11 protein-coding genes are annotated in these 14,558 nt (G+C 69.6%); 1 reads left to right on the top strand and 10 read right to left on the bottom strand.

Going from position 1 to position 14,558, the window contains the following annotated elements; translation table 11 throughout:
- Positions 1-55 precede the first annotated feature (55 nt).
- The 10 genes from ACLJRM_RS43435 to eccD all read right to left on the bottom strand — a co-directional run bounded on the left by ACLJRM_RS43435 (position 56) and on the right by eccD (position 9,944).
- Positions 56-1,156 carry a hypothetical protein gene (locus ACLJRM_RS43435; RefSeq protein ID WP_410666360.1) on the bottom strand — a complete coding sequence of 367 codons (1,101 nt, stop codon included), beginning with the start codon at positions 1,154-1,156 and terminating at the stop codon, positions 56-58.
- A 26-nt stretch (positions 1,157-1,182) separates the two neighbouring features.
- On the bottom strand, positions 1,183-1,500 hold the full coding sequence (locus ACLJRM_RS43430) for a hypothetical protein (protein ID WP_101606133.1): 318 nt from the start codon (positions 1,498-1,500) through the stop codon (positions 1,183-1,185).
- Between the two features lie 12 nt (positions 1,501-1,512).
- The gene (locus ACLJRM_RS43425) at positions 1,513-3,459 is read right to left on the bottom strand and encodes a hypothetical protein (RefSeq protein WP_410666359.1); all 1,947 of its coding nucleotides are present in this window, start codon (positions 3,457-3,459) and stop codon (positions 1,513-1,515) included.
- A gap of 4 nt (positions 3,460-3,463) precedes the next feature.
- Entirely contained in the window at positions 3,464-3,838 is a 375-nt protein-coding gene (locus ACLJRM_RS43420) for a YbaB/EbfC family nucleoid-associated protein (RefSeq protein WP_410666358.1), read from the bottom strand.
- Positions 3,813-5,921, bottom strand: a complete 2,109-nt coding sequence (locus ACLJRM_RS43415) for a hypothetical protein (RefSeq protein WP_410666357.1) — start codon at positions 5,919-5,921, stop codon at positions 3,813-3,815. The genes ACLJRM_RS43420 and ACLJRM_RS43415 overlap by 26 nt, the downstream gene beginning before the upstream one ends.
- Positions 5,922-5,927: 6 nt before the next feature.
- On the bottom strand, positions 5,928-6,353 hold the full coding sequence (locus ACLJRM_RS43410) for a hypothetical protein (protein WP_101606131.1): 426 nt from the start codon (positions 6,351-6,353) through the stop codon (positions 5,928-5,930).
- 32 nt (positions 6,354-6,385) lie between these two features.
- On the bottom strand, positions 6,386-6,688 hold the full coding sequence (locus ACLJRM_RS43405; protein WP_101606130.1) for a WXG100 family type VII secretion target: 303 nt from the start codon (positions 6,686-6,688) through the stop codon (positions 6,386-6,388).
- 34 nt (positions 6,689-6,722) lie between these two features.
- Positions 6,723-7,061 (bottom strand): WXG100 family type VII secretion target, encoded by a 339-nt coding sequence (locus tag ACLJRM_RS43400; protein WP_101606129.1) that lies wholly within the window; start codon positions 7,059-7,061, stop codon positions 6,723-6,725.
- 112 nt (positions 7,062-7,173) lie between these two features.
- The gene (gene eccB, locus ACLJRM_RS43395) at positions 7,174-8,568 is read right to left on the bottom strand and encodes a type VII secretion protein EccB (RefSeq protein WP_101606128.1); all 1,395 of its coding nucleotides are present in this window, start codon (positions 8,566-8,568) and stop codon (positions 7,174-7,176) included.
- A gap of 2 nt (positions 8,569-8,570) precedes the next feature.
- On the bottom strand, positions 8,571-9,944 hold the full coding sequence (gene eccD, locus ACLJRM_RS43390) for a type VII secretion integral membrane protein EccD (protein ID WP_410666356.1): 1,374 nt from the start codon (positions 9,942-9,944) through the stop codon (positions 8,571-8,573).
- 122 nt (positions 9,945-10,066) lie between these two features.
- Here eccD and eccCa point away from each other — a divergent pair, with 122 nt between their 5' ends.
- Entirely contained in the window at positions 10,067-14,038 is a 3,972-nt protein-coding gene (gene eccCa, locus ACLJRM_RS43385) for a type VII secretion protein EccCa (RefSeq protein WP_410666355.1), read from the top strand.
- Positions 14,039-14,558: the final 520 nt, after the last annotated feature.

The following is a 14,558-nucleotide window of genomic DNA, read 5'->3' as shown; positions in this document are numbered from 1 at the left end:
CAACCCGACCCACCACCTGCCGCACGCCTACCCGGGTCTGATCACGCGAGTGACGTCAAGCCTGGCACTTGGCCTTCACCGTCGCCGCCGCGTGGTGCGCGTAGGTCTTGTTCGAGCCCGACCAGTCCCGCCCCCGGTTCAGCAGCTGGACGGCCAGCTTCGCGCCGTTGATCCGGAAAGTGCCGACGCTCACCCACCGGCCGCGGTTCGCGACCTGGTCGACCTGGAACGTCCCGACCGGGGTGCCCTTCTCCACCGCGAACCGGTCGTAGACGCGGTAAACCGACGGGCTGCCCCCGACGGCGGCGAGGTCGCCGTTCGGGATGAACACCGAGACCGTGCAGGTTCCGGTGGTCACGGGGCCGGTGTTGAACGTCCACAGTCCGTACGCGCTGGGGTCGTCCTTGTTCGCGTCGCCGGACATCGGGATGGACGCGAACGACGTGCCGCAGCCGCCGTTCCCGTGGTTCACCCAGCCCGCCTTGCCGTCGCTGTACGCCCCGACGCCGGTGAAGCCGGTGCCCCCACCGCATCCCTTGCCCGCCGTGCCCTCGTAGGACACCGTCTTGGCGGCCGCGGGCGGAGCAGGCGGACCTTGGCGCTGGGGCTGCTGCTGCGCCGGTCCCGGACCGCCACCCGCGGCCGGGGCGCCGGGAGCGGCCGGGCCGCCCGGGGTTCCCGCTTGGGCGGGCGCGCCCGCTTGGCCGACGGGGGCGCCGTCGGCCGTCTGACCGGGGAGCGCTTGACCGGGCTGGGCACCCGGCTGGATCCCGGGCAGGCCACCGGAATTGTCCGTGGGCGGGGCCGCGACGCCCGGCACGAATCCGCCGCCCGGCGGGAGATCCTGCGCGTATCCGGCGTCTTTCGTTCCGTCACCGGGGTTGTCGTCGCCAAGGAGCCCGCCGAAGGCCATCGGCAGGGCGACCAGCACGACACCGGCGACAGCCGCCGCGACGATCACCGGTTTGGGCATCCGGCCCGGCGCCGACCCTTCGGTCGCGGTGCTCGCGTCGACGACCGGGGGGACCGCGCCCGCGGCGACGGTCTCGGTGGCGGACGACGTCGATTCGTTGTCTGCCTTCGCTTCCGTGACGGCGGGTGCCGGTTCCGCCGCGGCGACCGCGACACCCGTGGACTGCTCTGCCTCCGTGGGCATGGTGTTCCCGCTTCCTTGATCTGTCACTAACGCTTGAGACCTTTGTGGACGTTCACGACGTTCGCGCTCTCGGCCGCGGCGAGCTGGGCGGCCATGCCCTTGGTCACGTTGGTCTGGTTCTCCACCACCGTGCTGATCGAGGTGAAGGCGCCCTCGATCTTCGCCGCCGGGGCGTGGAGATTGCCTTTGATCTCCTCACCCATCTCGTCGTCGCCGCAGGCTTCGAGCAGCAGATCGACGCGGTCCTGGCCGAGTTCGCAGATCTGGTACATCTTGGCCGCGATCGAGCTGTATCCCTCGGCGATGACCTCCATGGCCCTCGGGTCCGCGCTGAAGTTCGCCATGGTCTCCCGTCCTCATCCGGTGGTGGTGCCCGTGCCGTGCCCGGCAGCGGGTTTCTGGCCGAGCCCGAACGTGTAGTCGCGTTCCGGGTTCGTGCTCTGCTGGACGCCCGCCCGCGACCGGCGTCGGCGTCTGCCCAAGACGCCGGGTGCGACTGTCGGATCGGTGCCCCAGGTCTCCTCGTCCTCGGCGAGCCAGGTCGTCCGGTCGCGTTCGCCCTTCCCTTGACCCGCACCGCCGGGACCACCGGCCGTCGGCGGGTAGAACGGCACGCCGTTGCCCGAGGTGCCCTTGGGACCGCCGAGCGGCCCCTGCCCCGCGGCGGGCGGAGCCACCGTTTTCCCGCCTGGCGACGGCACTTCCGGCGAAACACCGATCCGGCCACCGCCGAGCGACCCGGGTCCACTGTGGAAGTTCGACTGCGGGTCGTACCTCGACATCGTGATCGGCAGGGAGTCCGGCACGCGCAGCGGCGGCAACTGCGGAGGAGGCGTGCGCCGCAGCGACTTGAGATGCCGTTCCAGCGCCGACTCGCCGTTGTAGGTCTTCCGGACGCCCTCCGGCGGCGGATAAGGCTTGCGCAGCCGGTCTTTCTGCTCGAGATTCCCGGATCCCCTCGGACCGATGATCTCGCCGTTGCCGCTCACCCGCGAACCCGGCGGGACGATGATCGGCCTGCCGTCGGGGCCCAGCACGGGTTTGCCGTCGGGGCCGATGACGACGCCGTCCGGACCGACGTACGAACCGGTCGGCACCTTCAGGAACGGGTTCGGCCCGCCGGGAACGGGAGGCGGCGGAGGAGGACCGGTCTTGATGAACGGCGGAGGAGGCGGCGGCGGTGCCGTGGACTTCTCGGTGACGACCGGCCCTTCGTCCTTGGCCGGGCCGTCTCCCCCGCCGGGGCCGGGCCCGCTGTCACCCGGGCCACCGTCGCCGGTGCCACCGTCACCACCGGACCCGCCGGAAAGGTTCAGGTAGACCGGTGTCCGGATCTCCGGCAGGTATTGCCTGGCCGTCCAGTAGGCCGCCTCCAGCAGGCCGACCGCGCTGGCACCCCAGCTGTCCACCAAGACGAGATGCTCGCCCCAGACCCTCTTCGCCGCCAGTTCCAGCTTCTCCCGCGGTCCGGTCTCGCTGAACTTGCCACCGAGGATCTTGCTCGCCGGGGTGTTGTCCCCCACCGCGTCCGCGTAGTAGCTGTACGCCTCGTGGCTGTTGATGTCCTTGACCAGCGCGGGTGCCTGCCAGATCGCGCGGATCACCCCGACGGGGGTGGACAGGTCCCGTCCGGTCGCCGTGACCGGGAAACCCAGACCGGTGTCGTAGGTGAAGGAGTTGTCCCCCTCCCACATTTCGCGCCCGTCGTTGAGGTATCCGGCGAAGTGTTCCATCAGTTGCTTCGCGTCCCGCAGCGCGACCCAGGACGCGCGTTCCCTGCTCAGTTGCTCGATCAGGTTGACGCAGCGGTGGGTGAGTTTGTCCAGCACCGTCCAGAACGCTTCGGCCCCGGTGCCCTGGAAGTCGTCACCGCGGTGCCCGGTCTTGTCCCGCCAGGTCTGCAACGGATACAGCTGCTCGAACAGCAGATTCGCCGCCCCGCCCAGCGTGGCCGCCGCCCGTTCGAAAGTGGCCCTCTTGCCGATGTCGTTCGAATCGTCGCGCAAGGAGTTCACGATCTTGTCGATGTTCGCCGAATACGTCGCCGCCAGCTCGGTCATTTCCGGGGTCGCGTCGGCGGTGGCGTAGTACGACGTGTACGCCGTCATGATCTCGGCGTGGAGCAGGTTCGTCGGCACCTTGTTGCTCGGGCCGCGGATATGCGTGTGGGTGCCCCAGGACAGCCAGGTCTTCTTGATGATGTCCTCACGCGAGGGCACGACGGGAAAGTTGGGTTCCGAGGAGAAGATGTTGAGCGCCTGCTCCCACACCCACGTCCGCGAGTCCGGACCGCCCAGGATCACGGGATCAGTCCCTTCGCCTGCCGAAGACGTCCGACGGCGCCTCGTTCCAGAGCCCCGCGAACGCCTTGTCGACCTTGGTGTTGCCCGTCATCGCCGCACGGAGGTCGTCACGCTGGTCCATGAGCGGGCCGAAGACCTCCACCACCGTGTCCGCCATCTCCCGCCGGGCGCGGCCGAGGACGTCGACCAGGGTCCTGGCCAGTTGCTCGGGCGCCATGGAGCGGTACCTGGTGGTGTGGAACTTCATGCCCACCACGGTGTTCTGCGCGTCCACGGTCACGGTGACCAGGTGATCCGCGGAGGTCGCGGAAGTCGTCCGCGACGCGAGTTCGGCCTTCGCCGACTCGATCCGGTCACGCTGATCCTTCAGCGTGGCCATAGCCTGGTGAAGTTGATCCTCCAGCCAGTCGGCCATCGTTTCCTCCCTGTCCGTAGTTGGTCGGGCCGCCGGTCCCGCGTCCCGCGAGCCGCCTGCCGCGTCTGCGGGCACCGAGCACCGACGGCGGGAGCTTCGGGTCGGTGCCCCAGGTCTCCTCGTCCTCGGCGAGCCACGTCGTCCGGTCGCGTTCGCCCTTGTTCTGGTCCGCGCCCGCACCGGCGCCGCCCCCGCCGGCGGTGGGCGGGTAGAACGGCACGCCGCCCATCCCGGTCTGTGGCGCGCCGGTGCCTTGCTGGTTCTTGATCAGCGACGGACCGCCCTCGGTCGTCACCGGTTTCCCGGGCGGCGACACGGTGGGCGCGGACTTGCCGTCGCCGTTCGAGCCGATCGACCCCACGTGCGGCGCCGAGCCCGATGATCCACTGTGGACACCCAGCGGACCGCCGGACGACATCGAGACCGACGAAGGCGCCCCGGACAGCAACGTCGGCATCGACGGGGCATTGCTGCCGCGTAACGACTTCAAGTACTGGTCGAGCTCGTTCTGGGCGGGGCCGTCCTTCTTGACCGGCTCCGGCCTCGCCAGCCGGTCCTTCTCGGTGAGCTTGTCGCCCTTCGGGCCCAGGATGTCGCCGTTCGGGCCGATCCGGGAACCCGGCGGCACGACGATCTGCCGTCCGAACGGATCGAGCAGCGGCTTCTTGTCCGGGCCGAGGACGACACCGTCCGGCCCGATCGTCGAGCCCGTCGGCGCTTTCAGGTTGTCGTCCGGTTTCGGGCCGACGGGTGGCGGCTTGTTCGGATTGTTCGGGAACGGCGGGTTGTTCTTGTCGGTCGGTGGCGGCGGGGCCGGCGCCTTGGGTCCCTTGGTGTCCTTGTTCCCCTTGTCGTCCTTGGTGGGATCCGGCACCTTCGGCGGCCCGTCCTTGGACCCGGGCGGCGGCTTCGGCGGCCCGTCCTTCGAACCGGGCGGCGGCGGGGGCGGAGTCTGCGATCCCGGCGGAGGCGGTGGGGCGGTCGGCGGCGGCTTGTGGAGGTTGAGCCGCCTCGGTTCCCTGATCTGGGGCAGGAGAAGCGCCAGTTCGCTGTAGTTCGGGGGAAGGTCCTTCAGCACCGCCTGGGCGGCGACGTCCAGCGTCGTCGTCATGTGGTCGGTCCACAGCGCCTTCGCCGCATCGATGAGCGCGTTCCAGAATTCGGGGCTCCTGGCGTCCGCGCCGATGATGTCGCTCTTCGGGTAGCGGTCTTCGAAACCCCAATAGCTGTCGGTGGTCCTGTTCCGCTTCAGATCGGCGGTGAAGGCGTCACAGTTCCAGATCGCCGTCAGGCAGCCACCCGGCCATGCCAGCTGGCTGCCCTTCACGTCGAACGTCCCGAACTTGGCGGTAGTGCAGGAAACCGGAGCGTCCGACATCCACTTGGCATAGCCCTCGTGGAGCTTGTCGAAAGCCCATCGAAGGCCGGCGGAGGCTTCGTTCGCGCCCGTGGTCTCGGGGTTGTCCTCCGGGCTTTTCGTCTTCAGCTGGTCAGGACGCGTTCCCAGCTGGCTCACCAGGTTGTCGCACCGGAAGATCACGCCGTCCAGGACCTCACGGAACGCTCCGGCGCCGGTGCCCTGGAAGTCGTCGCCCTTCTTCCCGACCTTGTCCCGCCAGCCGCCCAGACCGGTGGACATCCCGCTGAGCAAGGTCTTCGTGCCGTTCAAGGCGTTGAACGCCTTGGTGAACGTCGACGGCTGCGCCACCGGATTGGTGTTGTAGTAGCCGTTCATGGAGTCGAGGATGTCGTTCATACCGCCGTAGTAGGCGGTCATCACCGGCCCGAACGCCTCGTAGTTCGCGCTGGCCACCGCCCAGAACTCTCTCGTGCTCGAGTAACTGTTGACGGTGTAGTCCCAGCCGCTCGGGCGGTAACCGTGGTAGTGCCGGGTGGACGACCAGACATCCCACTTGAGCCACTGCACGTCCATGACGGTCTCGCGAAGGGGCATCTTCTTGAGCTCACCCGACGGGCTGGTGCCGGTGAAGTTGTTGAGGACGTCCTCCCACGGCGTCTTCGTTCCTCCTGGAAGTCCGGAAGTCATCGCGGCTCAGCTCCCCGCGGGCGGCGGGGCGGGAGTGGTCGTGAAGATCTCGCCGAGCTGGCTCATGTTCAGCTCGGTGGACAGTTTGAGGTTCTCGTCCTCGCCCTTCTCCGCGATGTCCACCACGTACGAGATGTTCTCGTTCAACGTGATCAGCTGCTTCCGGATCGCCTCGACCTGGTTGTACAACGACGGCGCCGTCCCGGCGGGGGAAGCCTCGTACTTCTCGATCAGCAACCTGGCGGGCTCCCACGCCTCGGAACCCGCCAGCAGCCGCCGTTTCCCGGCGGCGCTGGTCAAGGTCTGGGCCAGCTCCGCGACGTTCGGATCCTTCACCAGATCGTCGACCATCTTCTGCAGGACCTTGTCCTGGAAGTCCTTCAGAAAACCGGGGGTGATCTTGATGTCGCCGCTGTCCGGCTTGTCCGCCACGCCCTACTCCTTTCCCCGCGACCGGCCGGGACCTAGATTCCCTGGAACTTCGCCCCGATGTTCTGGTCCGTGCGCGTGTAGTTCTCGAAGGACATCGCCAGCGTCTGGTGGCCCTTCTTGAAACGGTTTTCCATGGCGCTGGTCGTGGCGTGCCACTTGCGCTGCAGGTCCGTGTAGGACGTCGCGCCCTGACCGAGCCAGGTGTCGGTCATCGGCTTGATGGACTTCTCCAGCTCGACCAGCGCGTTGTCGATCGCCTTGCTCAGCCCGACCATCCGCTCGGCAAGGTGCGGAAGGTTGCCGCTGACCGCGAAACCGTCGTAAGGGGTGGTCATGATCGTTTCCTCTCGGTACGGGGGATTACGCCGGTCAGGACAGTTCTTTGAGGACGCGGTCGCTTTCGCCGCCGAACGACGACAACGCGTACAGGTTGATCTCGTCCTCGGCGGTGTTCATCTGCTGGTCGCTCGCGCCGACCATTTCCTTGATCTCCGTGAGCAGCGCGAGAACCTGGACGTAATCGGTCTCCCACGCCTCGAGCTGGTTGAGGAAGGTCTGGGACGCCGCGCCCTGCCAGTCGTTCTTCAAGTCGGCCCGGACCGACGTCACGCCCCCGTGGATCCTCTTGCACTCGCTTTCGCAGTTCTCGATGGCCGAGAGGCCACCCTTCATGCCCGAGTCGGTCTTTTGGAAATGCGGCATGCTCATCGGTTGTCGTCCTTCCCGTGGTGTCGCTGACGCTCCAGGGCAAGCTCACCAACACCGGGCGCGGGAGACCATGCGGAACCACCGGCAGAAGTCGGGTCGCGGGTTCCTCCGGTCAAGAACCGCAGGCGGTGGCCGCGGGCAGGACCGCACCCCCGTCACGCAGCACGGACGGGTCCAGCGCGGCCCCGGTCGGCAGCAGGTTCAGCAGGGTCGTCGGCAAGCCCTTGGCACCGGAAGGTTCGAGGGCTAGCGCCTTGGCTCCTTCGGGAGGAACGGGATACTTCACGCCGGTGTCGGTCACGAGGAACAGCGCGTCGCCGGGCCTCCCCGACGCGGCCGTCGCCTTGACGAGGGCTCCGGAGCCCGGCCGCACGGCGATCCGGTCGACCCGCACACAAGGCGCGGCGACACCCGGCTGGCTGAACGGCGGCTGCCCGGCACCGGAAAGCCGGTCGGCGACCGCGACCTGCGTGCGTGGCGAGTCGCCGTCCGGGGTGACGAGCGCGCACAGAGCTTGTCCACTGTGGAGGGTGGTCGCCTTCGGCGGTTTCAGCGGTGGCGGCGGTTCGGACGGGGACAGATGCTCGCTGACCACCCGGCCGGGCAGCGACGCCACCGCGACCTCCCCGCCGCCGTAGGCGAGACGGCGGACCTCCGGGTCGACGGTCAGCAGCCGCGCGTCGAGCTCCGAGATCGGCCGGAGCCCAGACCGTGTGAGCACGTAGGGCTGAGCCGGCTCGCCCGCCACCGTGTACAGCCTGCCGACCGCGCCGAGGCCGGGCACCTCGGCGCCGAGGCCGTCGATCGCGGGCGGCCCGAAGTCCGGCCCGGCGGGCAGAGCGTCGAGCAGCGCCGATGACGCCTTCACCGGCTGCAGGACCCCGTCCAGCGCGTCGAGCGCTCCCCGCGCTGTCGTCACGCGATGACGTTTGCCCCGCCACAACAGGAAGTTCGCCCCGTCTTCGGTGACGACCACGACCGCGGCGTCGTCGCCGAGGGGGTTCGCGGTGACCCCGCCCACCCGCAAGGTGGCAGGCCCGGACTGGTCGCGGCCCGCCGCGGCGCACACCTCCCACGGGTCGGCCGCGAGTGACGGCAGCGAGTCGGGCGCGCCGATGATGCCCAGCGGATCACCGCGGGGCACGTCCTTCAGCGACGCTTCGGCGACGTGCTTCACGACGAGCTGCTTGCCCGCGACCAGTTTGGCCGAGGCGTAGTTGAGGACCGGCAGCAGTTTGCCGCCCGCGTACAGGAAGCGCGCCCCGGACGAGTCCGCGACGACCAGTGCGCCTTCCACCCGCCACGACTTGTTCCCGCCCGGTGAGACGAGGCCGAACACCAGCATGCCGAGGCAGGCGAGGACGGCGATCAGCACGCCGATGACACTGCCCCGGTACGTCCGCTGGAGCGGGCTCTCCGGCGCGTCCGGGTCGACCCGCAGCAGCGCCGACGAGAGCCTGCCCTGCATGAACTTGTGCGCCTGGACCTGATCGGTCTTCGAGTTCACGATCAGCCCCCGAGACCGCGCATGAAGGCGAAGACGCCGAGCAGCCACAAGGCCAGCGGCAGCAACGAGACCGCCGCGAGGGTTTCCGCGAGGTCCGCGAGCCTGCCCCACTGCGGCAGCAGCCTCCGGCCGGGAAGCGTCCACCTGGCCACGATCAGCACGGCCGCAAGCAGGAACGCCCCCGCCACCATCGGCAGCGGGGTCGCCGCGTCCAGCTGCGAGGCGAGCAGCAGCCGCAGCACGCCGTAGACCCCGGGCACGATCACCGAGAGACGCTGCCACACGCTGCCCAGCGCACGGCCGTGCACCAGCAGCAGGGTGCCGAGCACGGCGGTGAACGTGGTGGCCTGCCACGAGCCGTCCCGCACCACGAATTCGATCGCGACGACGCAGGAGACACCGATCGCGGTGAACAGGGCGGTCACGAAGGAGTCCGCGATCCGGCCCTTGCCGACGACCTCGTCACCGGCGTGCGGTTCGAGTTCCTCCTGCAGTTCGCGGGCGCTGGTGGGCAGTCCCGGCAGCCGCAGCCCGGCCAGCCGGAAGGCGATCCGCGGCACGAACGCGCCAAGGAGCACGGCGACCACCGCGATGATCGTCGCCGACGCGGCGGCACTCGCGCCGCCGAGCATCAGCACCAGGCCACCGGAGGCGCACAGCAACCCGAGTGTGGCGACGGAGATGAACACCGGTGCGGCGCCCGCCACCGCGGCGAGCCCGAGCGCGGCCGCTCCCGCTCCCGCCACGCAGGCCGCGAGCAGCCGCGCGCCGGTGAGCACCGTGCCCTCCGGTCCACTGGGGACGATCGAGCCCGCGAGCCCGACGAACGGGACCGCGGCCAGTGCCAGCGCGAGCGCCGCCGTCGAGTCGCCTAGCGCACGGGCCGCGGTGGCCGAGCAGACCAGCAGGAAGACCGCCGCGGCACCGGCCGCCACCAGCGTCGGCCACGACGTCGGGGCCGACACCAGCAGTCCGAACGCGAACGCGACGAACGCCAGGACGCAGCCGAGCATCGTCCAGCGCGTCGCCTGCGGGCTCCACGAATCGGCACGGCCGCGGGCCTCGGTGGACAGTCCGTCGATGATGTCGTCGAAGTGGACGGTCGGGAGCTGCTCGCGGCGGGGCCGCAGATGCACGGTCTCGCCGTCGCGCAGGTTGAGCGAGTCGACGGTGGATTCCTGGTCCAGCGGTGGATCCCCGAGCCGCTGCAGCGTCCAGCCGTCGTGGTCCACCCCCTCCTCCGCCAGCTCGCTGCCCGCGTGGCCGAGGATCGTCGGCATCAGGTCGATCAGGGGGATGTCCACCGGAACCGCCAGCTCGAAGCAGGCGGACGGGGCACGGACCCGGAGTTTGCACAGCCCTGAAGTGGTCGCCATGACATACGCCTTCGTTTCGGCGACCGACGCGCGGGATCACGAGTGAACCGTCGCGTGGTCGGATTTCGTCACCTCTTGTGGAGCCGCCACCACAGCGCGTCCGAGAGGGAAGGAATCCGGGCTTGAGTGTAATCACATTCCGCAAGGGGCCGCGACGGCCAGGACCGGAAATGCCCGAGGGCGAGCTGAGCATCCAGGAACCGCCGACGCTGCCCGAAGTCCAGCGCAGCGCCGGCGCGGTCATGATGTACCTGCCGATGGCGCTGTCGTCGACGGCGACCGTGCTGCTGTTCGTCCGGCCGGGCGAGAACGGCGCGTTCAGCTATCTGGCCGCCGGGCTGATGACGGTGTCGTCGATGGCCATGCTGGTCGGACAGCTCGGCCGCAGCGCGGGCGAACGCAAACAGAAACTCAACGACGCCCGCCGCGACTACCTCCGCTACCTGGCGCAGTCCCGGCGCAAGGTCCGTGAAGTGGTCGCCAGCCAGCGGGAAGCCCTCGCCTGGCGCCACCCCGATCCGACGTCGCTGTGGTCGCTGCCCGGCACGTCGCGGATGTGGGAACGCGACGCGCAGGACGAGGACTTCGGGGAGATCCGGATCGCGAGGGGCCCGCAGCGCCTCGCCTGGCGGCTGAACCCGTTGTCCACCAAGCCCGTCGACGATCTGGAGCCGCTTTCGGCGCACGCGCTGCGCCGGTTCATCCACGCCTACGGCACCGTGGACGGCCAGCCGGTCGCCGTGTTCTTGCCGTCGTTCGCCCGGATCCTCGTGCGGGCGGAAGGCGAGGACCGCGAACCGGTCCGGGCGCTGGCGCGGGCGATGATCGCCCACCTCGCCGTCTTCCACTCCCCCGCGGAACTGCGGATCGTCGTGCTCACCTCGCCGGAACGGCGGGCGGCGTGGGAGTGGGTGAAATGGCTGCCGCACAACCTCCACCCCAGCGAGACCGACGGCGCGGGCGAGGCCCGGCTCGTCCTGGAATCGACCGCCGAGCTGGAAAACGCGCTCAGCGACGAGTTCGCGACCAGGCCGGGGTTCGATCCCGACGCGCTGCCGGACAGCCACGAACCGTGCGTGATGCTGTTCGTGGACGGCGCCACCGTGCCGCCCACGTCGAGGCTGGCCGGTGACGGCTACCGCAACACGACGCTCGTCGACCTCTCGTCCGCACTGTCCGAAAAGGACGATCAGCAGACACTGCGGCTCCGGCTCGAAGGCGGGATGCTCAAGCTGATCACGGTCGACCAGCACAACAAGGAGGTCGCGGGCGATCTCGGACGGCCTGACGGGATCGGCCTCAACACCGCGACGGCGCTGGCGATGCGGCTGGCGCCGTACCGGGTCGGCGCGCGGCAGCGGTCGGCCGAACCGATGACCGCCAACTTCGACCTGACCGCCATGCTGGGCATCGCCGACATCCAGACCTACGACGTCGCCGCGGGGTGGGCCGCGAAACGGCCCGGCGGCAGGCTCCGCGTACCGCTGGGCGTCGGCCCGACCGGCGCCCCGGTCGATCTCGACATCAAGGAATCCGCCCAGTCGGGCATGGGCCCGCACGGCATGCTGATCGGCGCGACCGGATCCGGGAAGTCGGAACTGCTGCGGACCCTGGTGCTGGCGCTCGCCCTGACGCATTCCTCGGAGATCCTGAACTTCGTCCTGGTGGACTTCAAGGGTGGCGCGACGTTCCTCGGCCTGGACGGCCTGCCGCACACCTCCGCGGTGATCACCAACCTCGCCGACGAGGCCGCACTGGTCGGCCGGATGCGCGAGGCGCTCAACGGCGAACTGGTGCGACGGCAGGAACTTCTGCGCAAGGCGGGCAACTACAGCTCCGCGCTGGACTACGAACGCGCGCGGGCCAACGGGACCCCGCTCGATCCGCTGCCCACGCTTTTCCTGGTGGTGGACGAATTCAGCGAGCTGCTCTCGGCGCACCGCGACTTCATGGACCTGTTCATCATGATCGGCAGGCTCGGCCGGTCGCTGGGCGTGCATCTGCTGCTCGCCTCCCAGCGGCTCGACGAAAGCCGGATCCACCAGCTGGAATCGCATCTGTCCTACCGGATCGGCCTGCGGACGTTCTCCGCGATGGAGAGCCGGGGCGTGCTGGGCGTGCCGGACGCGTACCAGCTCCCGTCCGATCCGGGCAACGGTTTCCTCAAGAGCGGCACCGCGGCGCTGGACCGGTTCAAGGCGGCCTACGTCTCCGGTCCGCACCGGGTGGTGCGCCGGAACGTGGAACAGGCCGTTGTCGCACAACAGATCGTGCCGTTCACGTCGACGTTCACCGCCCGCCGCGAGCCCGAGCCCGAACCGGTCCCGGTGCCCGAAGCCGAACCGGAAGGCGCGGTGCAAAGCCTGCTGGAACTGGCCGTCGACAGGCTCCGCGACAGCGGTCCCCCGGCACACCAGGTCTGGCTGCCGCCGCTGGACGCGCCCGGCTCGCTGGACGAACTGCTGCCGTCGCTGGTGGAAACCGCCGAACGCGGCCTCAGCGCGGAAGCCTGGTCCGGCCGCGGCGCGCTGACCGTGCCGATCGGCCTGGTGGACCGGCCGTTCGAGCAGACGAGGGATCCGCTGCTGGTCGATCTGGCCGGCAGCGACGGTCACGTCGCCATCGTCGGCGGGCCGCAGAGCGGCAAGAGCACGGCACTGCGGACCCTGATCACCTCGCTCGCGCTGACGCACACCCCGGCCGAGGTCCAGTTCTACTGCCTCGACTTCGGCGGCGGAACGCTGTCGAGCCTGCGGAAACTGCCGCATGTCGGCGGGGTGACCGGACGGCTGGACGTCGAGCGCATCCACCGCACCATCGGTGAGGTCACCGCGCTGCTGACGCGCCGGGAGCGGTTCTTCACCGACCACGACATCGACTCGATGACCACCTACCGGCGCAAACGGGCGGCGGGCGAGTTCGCGGATCAGCAGCACGGCGACGTGTTCCTGGTGGTGGACGGCTGGTCCACCATCCGGCAGGACTTCATGGACCTGCTGCCCACGTTCGTCGAACTGGCCTCGCGCGGGCTCAACTACGGCATCCACCTGATGCTGGCGTCGAGCCGGTGGAGCGAGATCATCAGCGCCGTCCGGGACCTGGTCGGCACCCAGCTCGAACTGCGGCTCGGCGACCCGGTCGACTCGGTGATCAACATGCGCGCCGCGGCGACCGTCCCGAAGATCCCCGGCCGCGGCCTCACCGACAAGGAACTGCACTTCCTCACCGCCCTGCCGTCGATCGACGGGGTGGCGGGCGACGTCTCCGAGCACGTCGAGACCCTGGTGAGCCGGATCGCGGCGGCGTGGACGGGCCCGTCCGCTCCCCCGGTCCGGATGCTGCCGGTGGTCCTGGACCGGGCCGAACTGCCCGAGCCGGACGCGGACGTGCGGCTCGCCCTCGGCCTCGACGACCAGCGTCTCGAACCGCTGTGGCACGACTTCGAGGACAACCCGCACCTGATGGTCGTCGGGGACGTGGAATCCGGGAAGACGAACCTCCTGCGGTTGGTGATCGACGGCATCACCCAGCGATACGGCCCGCAGGAGGCGCGGATCATCACCGTGGACTACCGCCGCGGCCTGTACGACGCCGTCCCGCAGGAATACCGGCTGGGTTACGCGGTGTCCGGTGACTCGGTGGCGGAGATGATCGACGGCGTCGCCCGCGCGGTGCAGACCCGGATCCCGGGCCCGGACATCACCCCGGCCCGCCTGCGCCTGCGCGACTGGTGGACCGGACCGCAGGTGTTCGTGGTGATCGACGACTACGACATGGTCGCGTCGTCGTCGAACGCGCTGTTCCAGCAACTGTTCGATCCGCTGGCGCAAGGGAACGCGCTCGGCCTGCACCTGATCGTGGCCCGGGGCGCCAACGGCATCGGCCGCGGCGCCAACGATCCGCTGCTGCGGCGGCTCACCGAGGTCAACACCCCGGTGATGCTGCTGTCGTGCCCGCTGTCGGAAGGCATGGTGTTCGGCGAAGTCCGGCCGCGCGTGCTCACTCCCGGGCGGGCGCAGTACGTCACGCGGCGCGGGACCACCGTGGTGCAGACCGCGCTTTCCGCGCACGAATCGGAGCTCGTCACGAAATGACCGGCTCGCCCTCCCCCGCCGCGACCCCCGGCAGCGGTGGAGGGTCACCCCGGCGGCTGCCCCAGCCGCCGACGCGGAGCCCCGGGACCGGTCCTGCCCCCGGGGCTCCGCCCCTTTCCCGACGCGGGCGCGCAACTGGCCCTGAAGTACGTGAAGGACCCCTTTCCTACCCTGAAGGTAGTGAAGGAGTCCTTCACGGACTGCCGGTGTGATCCCTGGTGGCGCGGTCCTTGCGACTCGCCCAACCGCCCGCCACCTCCGCATCATTGTCCTGAAGGCCCCCTTTGAGACGGTCAACGTCTCAAAGGGGGCCTTCAGGACACGGGGAAACGTCGCGGTCGCCCGGTTCTCGCGCGACTGCTTCGAGGTCGATGCCCCCAATGCGGCATTGGAGGCGCTGAGCGTCTCCAATGCCACATTGGGGACACGGCACCGTTCGGCGCAGGACCACCTGGACCGCCTCGGTACCCGGCCCTGAAGTACGTGAAGGACCCCTTCCTTGCGCTAGACGCAAGGAAGG

Source organism: Amycolatopsis sp. lyj-84 (assembly GCF_046549075.1).
GTDB lineage: Bacteria > Actinomycetota > Actinomycetes > Mycobacteriales > Pseudonocardiaceae > Amycolatopsis.
The sequence above is the reverse complement of the archived record's forward strand: the minus strand, read 5'-3'. Positions and strand labels throughout refer to the sequence as shown.

Bases quoted from the DNA above. Each gene is read 5' to 3' on its own strand.
- ACLJRM_RS43435 (WP_410666360.1), bottom strand. From the start codon at position 1,156: ATGCCCACGGAGGCAGAGCAGTCCACGGGTGTCGCGGTCGCCGCGGCG.
- ACLJRM_RS43430 (WP_101606133.1), bottom strand. From the start codon at position 1,500: ATGGCGAACTTCAGCGCGGACCCGAGGGCCATGGAGGTCATCGCCGAG.
- ACLJRM_RS43420 (WP_410666358.1), bottom strand. From the start codon at position 3,838: ATGGCCACGCTGAAGGATCAGCGTGACCGGATCGAGTCGGCGAAGGCC.
- ACLJRM_RS43415 (WP_410666357.1), bottom strand. From the start codon at position 5,921: ATGACTTCCGGACTTCCAGGAGGAACGAAGACGCCGTGGGAGGACGTC.
- ACLJRM_RS43405 (WP_101606130.1), bottom strand. From the start codon at position 6,688: ATGACCACCCCTTACGACGGTTTCGCGGTCAGCGGCAACCTTCCGCAC.
- ACLJRM_RS43400 (WP_101606129.1), bottom strand. From the start codon at position 7,061: ATGAGCATGCCGCATTTCCAAAAGACCGACTCGGGCATGAAGGGTGGC.
- eccD (WP_410666356.1), bottom strand. From the start codon at position 9,944: ATGGCGACCACTTCAGGGCTGTGCAAACTCCGGGTCCGTGCCCCGTCC.